The following is a 15,421-nucleotide window of genomic DNA, read 5'->3' as shown; positions in this document are numbered from 1 at the left end:
GTTGGTGATGAGGCGCGGGCCCTGTTCGGGGTGATCGCCACTTGGGCGGCTGCGTGGCGCCTTGGGATCGGAGCACGCTGCCTCACATAGGCGATGGGTCGGTGAGCCCATCGACGAACCAGTCAGGTGTGGTATCGATGAAATCCCAAAGGGAATCTGAGTACTCCTTGTCGCCACGCGCGTAGTCCACGATATGTCCCAGTGACCAGATCCACGCCCAGGGTGTGTCTTTGTAGATCTCGCGGGCGCCTTTGCCGCGGGAATCCCGAGGAACTTCGATTTCGATACCGCGGTTTCGGTGCCAGATTCGCCCGTGATGCGCGCAGACATTTCGTAGCACTGTCATCGACCGGAAGAATTTGCGGGAGTATCGGTGAGAGATCCCGAACCGCTCGGCAATGGGTTTGTATACGCCCTCGTAGTCTTCAATGAGACCGTACATCTTTGACGTCGTTCCCAGCGACAGCGCTTCGACGGCTGCCCATACGGGCAGCGTTGTTCCCCGGTCTTCGTGGTGCTTCACGAACCGCTCATCGGAGCGTTTGAGATCCTTCTCGATGTCGGCGAGCAGAAGGGATCGCGCTGGCTTGTCGAGATAGATTCCCTCTGTCAGATAGGAATCTGGTCCCGACGATTCCGCGATGCAGTAGGCGAGACGCGATCGGAAGACCACTTCAAACGCCGTGAGTCCTTTGCGTAGATGTTCGGCGAGCTGCTGGTCCAATTCGTAGGAAAGGCGAATATCGTCGAAACTAGCGTGCGAGGTGAAACGATCGATTCCAGCTGGCGGGTTGACCTGGAAGTACCGAAAGTACCCACTCAGGCGGTAGTAATTGTGGTCTAACAGAAGCTGGCGAGCGTCATCGGCGTCGTTCCCGGCGAGAACCAATCCGTTCGAGCGCAGCTTCTCGATCTGCTGCTCAACGGGAAGGAAGGGTTTCATTCGCCTGATGATAGTAAAACGCCCGCCGAAGTAAGGAAGCACTGGGCTCTAGCCTTGGCGGGCATCGTTGAACGTGAGTCTAGCTGTTCCCGTGCTAGCTGCCAACTTTCGTCAGTCTGGACTGGTCGGGGCGGTTCAAATCGGTCGGTTCAATGGGCGGCCAGGCGGTCTTGGTCAGGAATGCCGTTCGCGGGTCGCCGTGGCGCGTGTCCGGGATCGTCCCTGCTCAAACCCATTCCGCTGCTTCCCCTGCGCGCCATCTATTGTAAATAGATAGGTATTCAAATACGCTGCACGTGTTGGAGACGCATCGAGCGAGGAGGGGACATGACCGATCAGGAGCTGCATCGACAGGCGTGAGAGCTGGTCAGCGGGGGCTCAGCTGGACCGAGGTCGGCGAGGGATGGGCCTCGCCGAGTCGATCGTCGAGGAGATGGCGGCCCGGCACTCCCGCGCCGCGGATGCCGACGCTGCGAGCGTGCAGTTTGAGCTCTTCTGAAGGGGGGTGGGATGAGTACCAGCGCACCGACGCTCGCGCCCGCGACGATCAGCACCGAGGGGTGGGCCGTCCATCGGCAGATGGACGACCGGCACCGCCAGGCGCTCCTGGCAATCATCGACCCGGACGTCGGGGAGGTCGTCCTGAGTGATGGGGACCTGTTGTGGCGCTCCGAATCCGGCCGCGACGTGCTGTTTACCGTCGTCCACGTCCCCCACGGGGACTACGTCCGCGCGATGGAGCGCCGCACGTCGCGGAGCTGGTTGACGACCTGTGATCGCCCCGTCCGCCTGGACGACCGCGACGACATCGCCCGCGAGATCAGCCGACTCATGGGCGCGCTGGCCAGGCGTCGAGCTGCATGGCGACGATGCCGGTCGATGCGGCCGGCATCCACGAAAATCGAGGGTAGAGATGCAGATTGCACAGATCCTGATGGTTCTGACCGCCGCCGGCATGGGGCTACGGTCGTTCTCCCGGTACGGCCGCCGGGTGCGCACCGCCGGGCCGCGATCGTGGGATTCCTGCTCTGGCCGCTGATGGCCGTCGTGCTGTTCTTCATGATCGTCTCGGCCGCGATGGGGTCGGCCACCCCACAACGAGCGAGATGGTGAAAGAGTCCCCTGAAAATCGCCTAGCGATTGGCGAATATCCGGGCGTGGCCTTCAAATCACAACATAGCTGCAGCCCATCAACGATGAACGTTGCTTCGATGCAGGGTAGATTCCGAACCGAATCCTAAGCGAATGTTAGGGGAAGCACCGGGCGGTGCGGCAAAGTTCGAGGAGCACCTGTGGCGCGAGACAACGAGCAGCACGACCTTTTTTCGATTCAGGAGGAGCAGGGTGATGGCGGAGAACGAGCAGGTCGAGACGGAAGCGATCGACCCGATCGTGCGGGCCGAGGTGGCGCGGATCTGGCGGGAGTGGATCGGGATGGATCCGGACCTGTCAGTGGGGGAGCGGGAGGCTCAGATCGACGCGGAGGCCCTGCGGCTGACGTCGATGGTGGACCGGATGGTGGGGGATTCGCCGCACGGGTTCCTGGCGGAGCAGTGGCGGCAGGAGCGTCCGGGACAGGAGCCGGACTTCCCGACGACGGTGGCGTTGATCGAGACCGCACGCCGCTCGGCACGCAGCAAGGTGCTGGAAACGGAGCTGTACCCGCAGTTGACCGCGGAGGCGACGTCGCAGACGGAGCAGGCGCTGGCGGAGATTTCGGCGGCGGCCGCAGCGGAGGCGCGCCGGTTGCGGGAAGCGCGCGACCCGAATCGGTGGCGGCGCAGCATGGTCGAGGTGTCGGAGCTGGCGGAGCGGATCGTCAGCCGGGTGTGGGGGACGGCGGGGACGTTCGAATTTCAGATGCTGGCGTTGTCGCTGGTACAGCAGCGGCTCGAGGACAACGAGCCGACGCCGACGACCAGCGTGGACCCGGTGCGCGAGGAGCTGGAAGTGATGATCGACGAGCAGCTGAGGTCGCAGACGACGCCGTTCTAGACCTCACCTACCGGTGGGCGCAGGCGCGCCGCGACTTCGACGGGATCGTCGAGAAGGGCACCTCGGTCCGTCGTGCGCTCGACAGCGCGAAAACACGTCTCGTACAGGCCGAATCAGCGGGTGACCAGCAGGTCACCGGTCGTTTGCGTACCTCGATCGCGAAGCTCGAGGCGCGTCGTGAGGGTCTGCTCGCGCAGTACCGAGGGCAGCAGGGCGTGGTCGGACGCCTGGGCACCGAACTACGTGAGGCCGGACAGGACCCGGAGACGATCAACCACCGGGCCGTGCTGCGCATGGGCCGGCGCGACGTGCACACCGCGGCCGCGACGTGGCGTGAGCAGCCTGCCACCGTCCGGCAGCGCGAGACGCTGGCCGAGATGCTCGACCGCCGCGGGATGCCCGCGGAGCTGATCGACACGACACTGACGAAAGGCCAGGCAGACCAGGCGATTCGCGCCGCCCTCGACGGCCGCCAGCCCGCACTGACCTTCCCGGCCGGGGAAGTCACGACGCCATTCGTGGTGCCGCAGCGTGAGCCCGCCGCCGAGGCCGCCGAAGTGCCGGCGGCCGCCGCCGAGCCGGTACCGGCGCAGCCGGAGGCGACGACCGAGGAGATCGCCGATCCCCGGCAGGCGGTCATCGACGCCGTCGTCGCCCGTGCGAGCGCCGACGCCGGGCTCATCCAGGCCGCGGAGGCGAGCGCGAACACGCACGATCACTACATCGGGTGGGCCGTCAGGGAGGCGAAGTCGCAGGCGCTCTCGGCGCTCGCCGAGGTGATGGACGAGGGACATCCCCAGCTACGCAAGGCCGCCCGGACCCTGCTCGCCGACGACGCCCTCTGGTCGGAGGTGCCCCGGCAGATCGCCGAACAGGTCTGGCAGGACCACCGCGCCGAGCCGACCGTCGAAGAAACCGCAGCTCAGGGCCTCGCCGAACAGATCGTCGCCCAGACCGAGCCCGGACCCGATCCGGTCATCGAGCAGATCCAGGAGAGCATCGACACCGACGCCCGGCAGCTCAATTCGGTCGACGAGCTGCACCGGCAGACCGTGGCGCAGACCGCGATCGACGTCGCGACGATCACCGGCACCGCCGACTGGCGGCTCGTCGGCCGAGACGCGTTCAACGGCGAGCACCCCGCAGCGCGACCAGAGCCGACCACGAACCCGCTGGCCGCCGAGGCATTGAGCGGTGTCCGGTCCAACAGCAAGGTCGCCCAGGCCGTCCACAACGACTTCATCGCCGGATACAACGAGGCCCGCGCCAAGTACCTCGCCCCCGAGATCGACCGCGTGAACAGCGACCTCGCGGCCGACGCCGAGGTCGTCGCCTACGCCCGCACCGCCGGAGTCGGCCCGCGCGAGCTCTACCTGCATCAGGGCTTCAAGTCGGTCTGCAACGAGCAGCTCTCGCACATGGTCGCGATCACCGAGGCCCGCGCCGCGGCGCTCGAGGAGCTGCGGTCAGCGAACTGGTGGATGCGACTGTCGGTCGCCGAGCAGGCCGTCGACAACGCGAGGGCGGATGTGCCGAGCCCGTTCCGGGACGAGGCCGCGCAGGAGCAGTGGCGGCAGTGGGCCGGCGAGCGTCTGGCCGCCGACCCGTTCATCTCCACCTGGATCGGACTGCCCGGCGGATGGCCCCGCGACAACGCCCTGAGCGGGGCCGTCGAGCGTCTCGTCGCCGAGTTCCCCGACGAGTGGCCCGAGCTGGCCACCGCGATGACCAGCATCGACTACGACTGGCTCGCCGCCGACGCCCGACAGATCGTCCACCACAACCTGCCCACCCCGGACGAGCCGCACCCAGTGTGGCGCAACGTCGGATCCTCGGGCTGGAAGCTCGATCGCCCCGGCGCCCGCAACGACATCGAGGTCTCCTACCGGATGGGCCGGTGGGAGCTGACCCGAGACGGGGGAGCGTCCTGGACGTCGTTCGGTAACGACTACCGCGCCGCCCAGGGATACGCCGAGAAGCTGGCCGGCGCCGAGTCGACCCCGCAGGTGCGCGAGAGCGCAGAGGCCGTCGAATACGTTCGCGACGAGATCGGCCGCCAGGTCCGGGCCGCGCTCGACGGCGACGAGCTGATCGACGTCGTCGCCCGCTCGGAGTTCCTGATGAGCGGCCCCAACGGCGCCTACAGCCAGCTGACCTGGGAAGCAGTGCGCCGGGCCCTGGCCGACGTCGAGTCCGCCTCCCCGCAGTTAATCGCCGACGCCGCCCGGTACGGGCTCGACCCGGAGCAGGTCCTGCGCGAGGACGCCGTGCCCGCGCTGCTGTCCGACCGGCACCGCGCCGCTACGACCGCGGGGCGCGACCTGTTCTCCACACAAGAGCCTGACCTGCACATCTTCACCACCCACACCCTGATCGTCGGAGACCCGCAGGGCCGCCACGTCGAGATCCGCTTCCCGGCAGGTAATCCCACCTGGCACAACGACGAGCTTGGCATCGAGACCGACACCGCCACCGCGGCGATCGACCAGGCCCGCACCTACCTGGCCACAGGCCGGACCCCCGAACCCGCAGGCCAGACGCCCCTCGTCGAAGCCGTCGCGGAGGCCGACGCCGAGAACACCGCCGCGGCCGCGCCCGCCGAGCCCGAGACCCCGGCTGCAGCAGTGGAGTACAACGCCGTCCGTGAACTCGGCGGCAGCATCGCCTACGCCGCGACGCCGGACGCGCCGGCACCAGAGGCGGCCGAGCCCGAGACCCCGGCTGCAGCAGTGGAGTACAACGCCGTCCGTGAACTCGACGGCACCATCACCTACGCCGCGACGCCGGACGCCCCGACGCCGGAGGCGGCCGAGCCCGTCGCCGCGCCTGCCGCCGAGCCGGTGGCGGAAGCGTTGCCGCAGGTCCCGCAGTCGGAGATGGGGGAGCCGCTCTCGCTGTGGGCGGGAAAGACTCTCATCGAGGCGGAGCGGCCGGACGGCTCCCGCGTCCGGGTCACCGCCGAGACCCTCGCCGGATACAGCGACGCCCCGGCGATCGACGAGCCCGATCCGACGATCGAAACGCCGCAGGCCGAGGTCCCGGTGCTGCAGGCGCCCGAAGCGGTCGAGGCCGAGCCGCGCGCCCCCACGCCCGCGGTGCCGGCCATCGACTTCGAGCTGGGCACCGATGTGCTGGTCCCGGTCTCGCCGCGAGATCGCATCGAGGCGAACATCGCCGCGATCCGGGTCGTGAAGACCCTCGACCGGCAGGATCGGGCCGCCACCGTCGACGAGCAGGAGATCCTGGCCCGCTGGTCGGGCTGGGGTGGCGCCTGGCAGGTGTTCGACGAGCAGAAGCACGAGTTCGATCCGCCCCGCGCGGAGCTGCGGGACCTGCTCACCGACAGCGAGTATGCGGCCGCCCGCCGCTCCACCGTCAACGCCCACTACACCGATCCCGCCCTGGCCAAGGTGATGTGGGACGCCCTGGTTCAGGCCGGGCTGCCGGATCCGGCTCGGGTCGTCGAGCCGGGCTGCGGGGCTGGCCATTTCATCGGCCACGCCCCCGAGGGGGTTCGCATGGTCGGCGTCGAGCTCGACGCCATGACCGCGAAGATCGCGCACCGGCTGTATCCGAATCAGCAGGTCCGCAACCACGGCTTCGAGCGGGACTTCGCCCCGGACAACACGTTCACAGCGGCGATCGGCAACGTCCCGTTCGGCGACATCAAGGTCTACGACGACCGGCACAACCCGAACGGGTTGAGCATTCACAACCACTTCATCCGCAAGTCCCTCGCCCTGACCGAGCCCGGCGGCTACGTCGCGGTCATCACCTCCGCGTTCACCAGTGACGCCGTGCGGACGAAGTCCCGCGAGGAGATCGCCGAACTCGGCGACCTCGTCGGCGGTGTCCGCCTGCCGTCCAAGGCGTTCGAGCGGCAAGCGAAGACCGATGTGGTCACTGACCTGCTGATCTTCCGTCGCCGCGAGGCGGACCGGGAGCAGACCGCGCAGACGCGGCAGTGGATCAAGTCGTCGGCGATGACGGTCGGCGACGACCGGATCAGCGTCAACGACTACTTCCAGCAGCACCCGCGCAACGTGCTCGGCACGATCCGGGTTGGTCACGGGCTCCACGGCCGGAACAGCCTGAACGTCGATGCCGACACCAGCGCACCGCTGGCCGATCAGGTCCGCGGTCGCCTCGAGCCGATCATCGAGCAGGCCAAGGTCACCGGACTCGGCCTGACCGCAGCCGCCGATTCCCTGGACACCGTCACCGAACTCGACCACTCCGGCCTGTTCACCGCCGCCGAGCTCGGCGCCCGCCCGATCCCGGGCACCCTGCGCTACAACGAGGTCGCGAACACCTTCGAGCAGTACACCGCCGGACGCTGGGACGACGCCGGCACCAAGGGGGAGGCCCGCAGCGCCGAGTGGCGCAGCCTGCTCGCGATGGGTGACACCGTCCTCGCGCTGGTCGACGCCAGCCGCACCGAGACGACGTTCGAGCAGCGTGAACAGCTCCGGGCGAGCTTGGGCCGCCAGTACGACGCCTACGTCGCCGAATACGGGCACGTCAACCGCTACAAGTGGACCAGCCACGCCTCCCGCAACACCGACGAGCAGGCAGCCAAGAGGTTCCCCGAGCTCGAACGACGGTGGCGAGAGGCCAACGGCGACGCCACGATCGACGTCGACGGCGTCCAGATCACGGAGCCGTTCGAGGGCGAGCTGCCCGAGGATGTCGCCCAGGACCTGTGGGAACGCGCCTACACACCGAGCCAGGCCCCGTACAAGAAGCGCGCGCACCTCGAGGGCGTCATCAAGTACGACCCGCGCATCGCCCTGGTCCGCGGCATCGAGCGGTACAACGACGACACCCGCGAAGCGAGCAAGGCCGAGATCTTCACGGAGGACATCTCGTCCGTCCTCGAGCCGGCCACCAGCGCGGACACCATCGACGAAGCGATCGCGATCAGCTTCGACGAGTCCGGCGAGATCGACCCGGCCCGGATAGCCGAACTCCTGGATACCTCCGTCGAGGACGTCCTCGAGCAGGCCAAGGGCAAGATCTACCCCGACCTCGACTCCGACGGATGGGTCAGTGCCGCAGCGTTTCTGTCTGGAAACGTCCGCGACAAACTCGCCCGCGCCCAGCTCCTCTCCGCCGAGAACCCGGCCCGCTACACCGACGCCGTCGCGGCGCTCGCCAAGACGGTGCCCGTCGACGTCGACCCGTCGAAGATCGGGCTGCGTCCCGGCGCGGCCTGGTTCGGCACCGACATCTACCGGCAGTTCCTCGTCGACGAGTTCGGTGTCGACCAGGACCGTCTCACCGTCGAATACGCCGCGGTCACCGGCTCGTGGAAGATCAAGTCCACCCAGCCCCCGAACTGGAACAACGCCTACGGGTACCGCGACAACTGGGGACTGCCCGCCGCGGACATGAGCGGCCTCGATCTGTTCGAGTCGATGTGCAACAACCGGCCGATCCAGTCCCGGAAGACGGACGAGGAGCTGCTCGAGAACCCCAAGCCGTCGTTCCACAAGGGCCGCACCGAGGAACTCCGCGACCGCGCCGAACGCCTGGAAGAGCGGTTCGGGCAATGGTTGTGGTCCGATCCCGAACGCGCCGACCGGCTCACCCGAAAGTTCAACGACGTCTTCAACAGCTTCGAGCGGATCCAGCACGACACCACGCACAAGACGTTCCCCGGACTGAACCCGAAGTACCTGCCGTACCCGTACCAGAAGCAGGCCGTGGTCCGGCTCCTCAACGACGAGACGATCCTGCTCGATCACTGCGTCGGCGCCGGCAAGACCCTCACCATCGCCATGTCCTGCATGGAGATGAAGCGCCTGGGGCAGGTGCAGCAGCCGTGGATCGTCGTGCCCAACCATCTCGTCGACCAGTGGCACCGCGAGGTCCTCGACGCCTACCCGGGCGCGAACGTGCTCGTGGCCACCGACCTCAACGGCTCGGCCGACCGGCAGCGGTTCATGGGCCAGTCCGCCACCGGGGACTGGGACTTGGTCATCGTCCCCGAGTCGAAGTTCAAGCTCATGGCCGTCTCGCCGGACACCCAGATCGCGTACATCGAGAAGGAGAAGCTGGCGCTGGCCGAAGCGCTCCTCGGCGCCAAGGAATCCGACAGCGGCCACACCGTCAAGGAGATCGAAAAGGCCCTCGTCAGCAAGGAAGAGCAGCTCCAGCGGCTGATCAAGGCCAAGGGCAAGGACGCGGGCATCACGTTCGAGCAGACCGGATGCGACTTCGTGTTCGTCGACGAGGCCCACATGTACAAGAACCTCGCCCGCCCGTCGAACTCGAGCGACCTATCGGTCATCAAGGGCGCCCAGCGCGCCACCGACATGGACATGAAGATCGCGTTCCTGCGCGAGCAGGCCATCGCCCGCAACATCGAAGCCGGACGCCCGAACGCGCCGGCCAAGGCCGTCGCGTTCGCCACCGGCACCCCGGTCTCGAACTCCATGTCCGAGCTGTGGGTGATGCAGAAGTACCTGCGCCCGGACCTGCTCGACAACCTCGAGATGGGCCACATCGACGCCTGGGCACAGTCGTTCGCCCGCCAGCGCACCACCGTCGAGATGAACGTCACCGGCACCCAGCTGCGCACCGTCTCCCGCATGGCCGAGTACACCAACCTGCCGCAGATGGTCGCGATGGTCGACCAGTTCCGCGACGTCGTCGTGCGCGACCAGATCCCCGCCGATCTGCCCGCACTGCGCGGAGGAGGCCGGACCATCGTCGAGTTCGAACTCAGCCAGGACGTGCGCGATTTCATGCACGACCTCGACGTGCGGATGCAGAAGACGACCGGCAAGACCGCCCACCTCGACAACGCACTCAAGATCGGCAACGACGGCCGCAACGCGTCCCTGCACCCGCGGCTCGCGAACCTCGCCGATCCGGAACCGGAGAACGACCGCGTCCGCCACGTCGTCGACCAGGTGTGGCGCGTCCACACCGAGAACGCCGACCTGCGCACCCCCGCAGACGGGCACGGCCCGGCCGCCGACGGCGTCTTCCAGATGATCTTCTGCGACCGCGGCACGCCGAAGGTCGGTGACAGGGGCGACGATGCGAACCTCTACGCGATGGTTCGCGCCCAGCTCGTCGAACGCGGAATGCGCCCGGAGGAAGTGGCGTTCATCCACGACTTCCCGACAGCGAAGGACAAGCAGAAGTTGTTCGCCGACTGCCGGGCCGGCAGGGTGCGGGTACTGATCGGATCGACCGAGACGATGTCGACCGGCGTCAACGCCCAACGACTACTCAAGGCCCTGCACCACATGGACTGCCCGTACCGTCCTGCCGACCTCGAGCAGCGCGAGGGACGCATCATCCGGCAGGGCAACGTCAACCGCGAGGTCGAGATCCTCAACTACGTCGCCGAGAAGTCCTTCGACGCGACGATGTGGCAGATCGTCGAGCGCAAGGCGCACTACATCGAGCAGCTCCGCACCGGAGACGTCCCGCACGCGATCGAGGACATCGGCGCCGACATGGCCTTGTCCGCGGCGCAGACGAAGGCGGCCGCGACCGGAGATCCGATCTACGTCAACGCCGTCGAGAAGGAGGCCGAGGTCAAGAAGCTCGTCAACGAGGAGCAGGCCGTCGCCCAGATCAACCGGCTCAACGAGTTCATGGTTCGCAAGTTCACCCGCGAGATCCCGATCCTGCGCACCCAGCTCGAGGAGCTCCACGAGATCACCGTCCCGATCGGGCAGTGGCTCGCCACCGACCGCGACAAGCGCAAGCTCACCATCGGCGCGCACATCGTCGTCGACAGCGACAGCGAGAAGGTCGGCGAGGCACTGCAGGCCACCCTGCAGGACCGCTACACCTACATGCGGATGAACCGCAGCACCACGCCCGAGACCCTGTTCGAGGTCGCCGGCGTGCCCGTCTACGGCACCTACCACCTGAGCACCGGTGCGCTGCAGCTCCACACCGACGGCGGCATGGTCCGCTACCTCGAACAGAAGGAGATCGTCGAGGCGATGTCGTCGACGTCCGCGACGCACGGGCTCATGGCCCGCGTCCGGAACATGCTCCGCGACGTCGAGAAGTCTGTCGCCGTGGTCGAGCGGGAGCTGGACGAGACCACCTCACGGCTCGACGCCGTGCGGGGTGAACCGGTCCTCGAGTTCACCAAGGGCGACGAACTTCGGCGCGTGCGAACCGAGCTGACGGAGATGAACGCGGACATCAACGCCCGCGAGAACTCACCGGACGCGCTGCGCCGGTTTGCCGAGGAAACCGAACGCCGCAGCCGCGACGGCCAGTACGAGCAGTGGACCCTCGACCTCAACCCCACCCGCGGGCACGCCGAAGCGAATGGCATGACCCGCGAAGCCCTGGCCGAGGCCGTACCGACGTTCATGCAGAAGTACGCCGAGAACTGGGCCGAGCAGGAGGCGCAGCGGCAGGAACACCGCGAGAAGGACCCGTGGCTGCCGCGATCCGCGGACGGGTCGGTGTTCGCGCTCGGCGGCGACCGCGACAGCGGAATGCCCGGGGCGCGAGTCGAATGGACCGACCGCATGTGGCACTGGGCAGCGTGGGACGGGCTCGGCGCCGTCGAGTCAGGCCTCACTGAACAACGCGGCAGCGCCCGAGGATCCGCGCAGAGCGCCGCGGTCACCTTCGCCAAGGCCCGCGAGATCGACACGACGTACCTCTACAACCGGCACGCCGCACAACCGGTCGCCGACAACACCACGTCGGCGGCCGCCGACGCCGTCGATCCGTCGCCCACAGCGACTCTCGACGACGACCTGCTCGACGGCCTGCGTGCGCTCGATGGCCGCGAGTTCACGAGCTACTCGGTCCGCCCGGACGACCCCGAACCTGCCGACGGTGCGCCGTCACCGACACACGAGCAAAGCGTCCATAGGGACGTCGACCCGACTGAATAGAATCACCACCGCGGTCCGGCAGCAGGCCACCCCAGCGCCTACTGCCGGACCGTTCCGGGTCTTCGGACCCGAACATCACCAGGGGAGAAGCGATGCCGCAGCACCACCAGCCCACCGAAGCCGAAGCCCAGGAAGCGATGAACTTCGCGACCGCGGCCCTGCGCCTGTCCGGCGGCGAACTCGACGCCGACGCCGAAGCGCTCTCCCTGCGCTACGCGCGCGGCGAGATCAGCATCGACGACGCACTCGCCGCCGCCCGCGAGCGCATCCTCGGCGACACCAGCCAGCGATGAGGAACCCGTTCCGCCGCGCCGAGCGGCCGTGGACGTGGGAGGACTACTTCATCCCCGGCACCATCGACCCGCGCACCGGAAACGGCGTCCTCAAGAACAACTTCACCGGAACAGGCCATCCGCACGGAACACCGAACGAGGTTCTCCTCGAGGACCTCGAAGCGCAGTTCACCCACCTGCGGATGATCCAACTCATGCGCATCCCGATCGACTGCAACTTCGACTACGACCACATGAAAGCGATCCACCACCACATCTTCCAAGACGTCTACCCGTGGGCCGGAAAGGAACGCACCGCACCCGAGGTTCCGATGCGAAAGGCCGGCCGCGACCTTGCCGCCCTCGAACGCGGCGAGGTCAACCCCCGCCCGATCTTCCACGAGTACCCCGCCGCGCCGGACATCTCCGCCCGCGCCCAGCAGTGCTACACCGACCTCGCCCGCGACAACCACCTTCGCGGCCGCGGCAGGGACGCATTCGTGCGCGATCTCGCGCACATCTGGTGCCGCATCAACGAGGTCCACAGCTTCCGAGAGGGCAACACCCGCAGCCAGTTCGCGTACTTCCACCAGCTCTCCCAGCAGGCCGGATACGACCTCGACGTCGCACGCTTCGCCGACGGTGAGGAGCTGCGCAACGACTTCGTCAACGGACGCTTCTACTACCAGCAGACCGGACGTTCTGACTGGCTTGCCGATGCCCTGCAGGACGCGGTCATTCCCTTGTATCCCGAGCCGGAGCCCGAGCGTTCGCAGGTCGTCAGCATCATCGACAACGGGGTTGTCACCGCTGATCTGCTCGACGCCTTCTACGCCGTCGCCGACAGCCACCCACGCGACTTGAAGACGATGCTCGGATCAGCAGGAAGCACAGAGCAACCACCGGACTCCACCCAGACGCACCAGCCTGCTACCGAGACCGTCAACGAACTCGGCGACTAGATTGCTGCCTTCAGCGGGATGTGGATTCGGTGTGGTGAATCATGGCGTTGCCTCGAGCAGGATCGGCATGAGCTTGATCCGGAGCGGGTCAGCGGAGCGCTTTCAGCCGGAGTGACCTGCCGAGCGGTCTCGTCACTCATCGGCGCCGCGGAAGCGGTCCAAGGTCGAGGGCCTGCCGACAATAGCAGGGTGGGTGGTCGCACCTGGATGAGTGCACCACCGCGCCACGAGCCAGCTATTCGCCCTTCAGATGCAGTGTCCGTGCGAGTTCGATAATCCGATTTCGTAGCCATCGATGTGCCGGATCAGATGTGTGGCGTGGGTGCCAGAACAGCTTCTCGTGCAGTGGCGGCAGGTCGACCGGAGGCTCGATGATGCGAAGCTGCGCGGGGCCTTCGAGTTCGCGAGCGAGCTTCTCGTGCACGAGGCTCACGAGCCGGGTGTCGCGGAGCAAGAACGGCGCCGCGACGAACGACTGGGTTCCGACTGCGATCTTGCGGGCGATGCCAAGGGTGTCAAGTTGTCGTTCTATCACCGGTTTGATCGGCGCGACCACGTAGGCGGCGTAAGGCAATGCTGCGAACTCTTCGATGCTGATCACCTCGGGGAGGTCTGTGTAATTGCGGTCGGCGATGAGGACGTACCGGTCGGTCATCAGGTGAGTGCCCGGAAAGTGGAAGTCCGGATCGACCACCTCGGTAGGGACGATTACCAGGTCAGCACGTTTGCGGCGCAGTTGATCTGCGAAGTCTGAACCGATGGGCGCAACGGTGAGCTGAACGCCGGGCGCTTCTGTCGCGAGAACCGCAATCAGTTTGCGGAGCAGCACGACCAGTACGTAGTCGCTTGCAATGATCGTGAAGGTACGGCGGTCCGCGGCGGGGTCGAATACAGGCGTGCGCTCGAGTGCGGCCTCGACGGACCCCACGGCGGTGCGTACCGGGTCGAGCAGCGACTCGCCGAGGGGAGAAAGCGCGAGACCGCGGCCTTCCCGGACCAGCAGCGGGTCATTGAAGTGTTTGCGGAGTCGGGCGAGCGAGGCACTCATTGCCGGTTGGCCGACAGACATGCGCTCTGCTGCCCGTGTCACGCTTCGCTCGGTCAACAGCGCTTCGAGTGACAGCAGCAGATTCAAATCCACGCCAGGCCTCATGGTCAACTCCCTTTCCGGCCGGCTCAGCCGCTGTGTCGCAACACAGAGCGGAAGGAGCCTCCGCCCGCAGACATCAATGATGGTGATGGGTCCTATCGATATCTATCACTAACACACGCATGACCTGGGTCACTACCGTCGGCGGTGTCGAACCGGTGATCAACGCCACGCCACCGACGACCTTGCGGTCTATGTGCACACCGCGCGTCTCGACCCGAAATCACAGACAAATAGATCCCTGCGGTGCGCCGTGGGGAGAAGACGAGGACAACATGACACCTCCGGAGAAGTCACCGATCACCCGTGTTCGGCACGTGGGCCTGGCCGTGCCGAACTTCGCCGAGGCGGTTGAGTTCTACCGCACCATGTGGGGCCTTGAGATCGTCGCCGAGGACTCGGACGTTGCCTTCTTCGGTACCCCGGCGCACCCGGAGCAGTACATCGTGCGAATCCGCAAGGACGAGGACAAGCGGCTTGACTTGATCGCCTTCGCAGCTGAGTCAGCCGACGCGGTCGACGCACTGGCGGCCCGGCTCGGCACCGCCGACATCGCTTTGGCTTCCGAGCCGGATGCCTTGAATACTCCCGGCGGCGGATACGGATTCCGCTTCTTCGACCCGGATGGCCGGCTGATCGAAGTCTCCGCGGACGTCGCGGGCCGTCCATCCCGACCCCTGGCACCGGGCGAATCGATTCCGCAGAAGCTCAGCCACGTCGTGGTCAACGCCCCGGATGTGCTCGCGACCAAGCGTTTTTACGAGCAGCATCTCGGGTTCAAACTCTCGGACTGGCTCGAGGACAAGATGTGCTTCATGCGGGTGCGCACCGACCACCACATTTTTGCAATTGGTCAGGGCCCCCACGTTTCTCTCAATCACATCTCATTCGAGATGCGGGGGATCGATGAATACATGCGTGGCACCGGCCGCCTGATTCGATCGGGCCAGGATCCGCTATGGGGCCCCGGCCGGCACGGAGCGGGCAACAACACATTCTCGTACTTCACTGACGCCACGGGGAACGTCGTGGAGTACACGACCGAGCTGGAGAAGATCGAGGACGACGACGCCTGGGTGCCGCGCCGGTTCGAGGCCACCCCCGAGGAGTCCGATCAGTGGGGAACTGGAGGGTCCATCGAACCCATGATCCCGGCGATGCTCAATGACCCTGACAAGGGGCTGTGGACGAAGGCGCCCATTTAACCGCCT

At 66.7% G+C, this 15,421-nt stretch carries 8 protein-coding genes; 6 read left to right on the top strand and 2 right to left on the bottom strand.

What is annotated here, in order from left to right:
* Nucleotides 1-82: 82 nt before the first annotated feature.
* Nucleotides 83-943, bottom strand: coding sequence for an Abi family protein (locus ACQ5DX_RS28955; protein WP_430336180.1), 861 nt, complete (start codon nt 941-943; stop codon nt 83-85).
* A gap of 510 nt (nt 944-1,453) precedes the next feature.
* Here ACQ5DX_RS28955 and ACQ5DX_RS28950 point away from each other — a divergent pair.
* The 5 genes from ACQ5DX_RS28950 (at nt 1,454) to ACQ5DX_RS28930 (ending at nt 13,060) form a co-directional block, all read left to right on the top strand.
* Nucleotides 1,454-2,056 carry a hypothetical protein gene (locus ACQ5DX_RS28950; RefSeq protein ID WP_430336179.1) on the top strand — a complete coding sequence of 201 codons (603 nt, stop codon included), beginning with the start codon at nt 1,454-1,456 and terminating at the stop codon, nt 2,054-2,056.
* A 234-nt stretch (nt 2,057-2,290) separates the two neighbouring features.
* On the top strand, nt 2,291-2,938 hold the full coding sequence (locus tag ACQ5DX_RS28945) for a hypothetical protein (protein WP_430336178.1): 648 nt from the start codon (nt 2,291-2,293) through the stop codon (nt 2,936-2,938).
* Nucleotides 2,939-3,081: 143 nt separating this feature from the next.
* The gene (locus ACQ5DX_RS28940; protein WP_430336177.1) at nt 3,082-11,826 is read left to right on the top strand and encodes a DEAD/DEAH box helicase family protein; all 8,745 of its coding nucleotides are present in this window, start codon (nt 3,082-3,084) and stop codon (nt 11,824-11,826) included.
* Between the two features lie 92 nt (nt 11,827-11,918).
* Complete coding sequence (locus tag ACQ5DX_RS28935; RefSeq protein ID WP_430336176.1) at nt 11,919-12,119, top strand: antitoxin VbhA family protein; 201 nt, start codon at nt 11,919-11,921, stop codon at nt 12,117-12,119.
* A complete protein-coding gene (locus ACQ5DX_RS28930; RefSeq protein ID WP_430336175.1) occupies nt 12,116-13,060 on the top strand; it encodes a Fic/DOC family protein in 945 nt (314 codons plus the stop codon). Before ACQ5DX_RS28935 ends, ACQ5DX_RS28930 begins: the two co-directional genes overlap by 4 nt.
* 235 nt (nt 13,061-13,295) lie before the next feature.
* On the opposite strand, the gene ACQ5DX_RS28925 is transcribed toward ACQ5DX_RS28930, so the two are convergent.
* On the bottom strand, nt 13,296-14,201 hold the full coding sequence (locus ACQ5DX_RS28925) for a LysR family transcriptional regulator (RefSeq protein WP_430336174.1): 906 nt from the start codon (nt 14,199-14,201) through the stop codon (nt 13,296-13,298).
* 131 nt (nt 14,202-14,332) lie between these two features.
* Here ACQ5DX_RS28925 and ACQ5DX_RS28920 point away from each other — a divergent pair, with 131 nt between their 5' ends.
* A complete protein-coding gene (locus tag ACQ5DX_RS28920; RefSeq protein ID WP_430336173.1) occupies nt 14,333-15,415 on the top strand; it encodes a VOC family protein in 1,083 nt (360 codons plus the stop codon).
* Nucleotides 15,416-15,421: the final 6 nt, after the last annotated feature.

This window comes from Rhodococcus sp. ACT016, from assembly GCF_050477185.1.
In the GTDB taxonomy this organism is placed as follows: Bacteria; Actinomycetota; Actinomycetes; order Mycobacteriales; family Mycobacteriaceae; genus Prescottella.
Note: the sequence above shows the minus strand (reverse complement) of the source record. Positions and strands in the feature narration are given on the sequence as shown.

Coding starts and splice junctions, on each gene's coding strand:
- ACQ5DX_RS28955 (WP_430336180.1), bottom strand. CDS start 943: ATGAAACCCTTCCTTCCCGTTGAGCAGCAGATCGAGAAGCTGCGCTCG.
- ACQ5DX_RS28950 (WP_430336179.1), top strand. CDS start 1,454: ATGAGTACCAGCGCACCGACGCTCGCGCCCGCGACGATCAGCACCGAG.
- ACQ5DX_RS28945 (WP_430336178.1), top strand. CDS start 2,291: ATGGCGGAGAACGAGCAGGTCGAGACGGAAGCGATCGACCCGATCGTG.
- ACQ5DX_RS28935 (WP_430336176.1), top strand. CDS start 11,919: ATGCCGCAGCACCACCAGCCCACCGAAGCCGAAGCCCAGGAAGCGATG.
- ACQ5DX_RS28930 (WP_430336175.1), top strand. CDS start 12,116: ATGAGGAACCCGTTCCGCCGCGCCGAGCGGCCGTGGACGTGGGAGGAC.
- ACQ5DX_RS28920 (WP_430336173.1), top strand. CDS start 14,333: ATGACCTGGGTCACTACCGTCGGCGGTGTCGAACCGGTGATCAACGCC.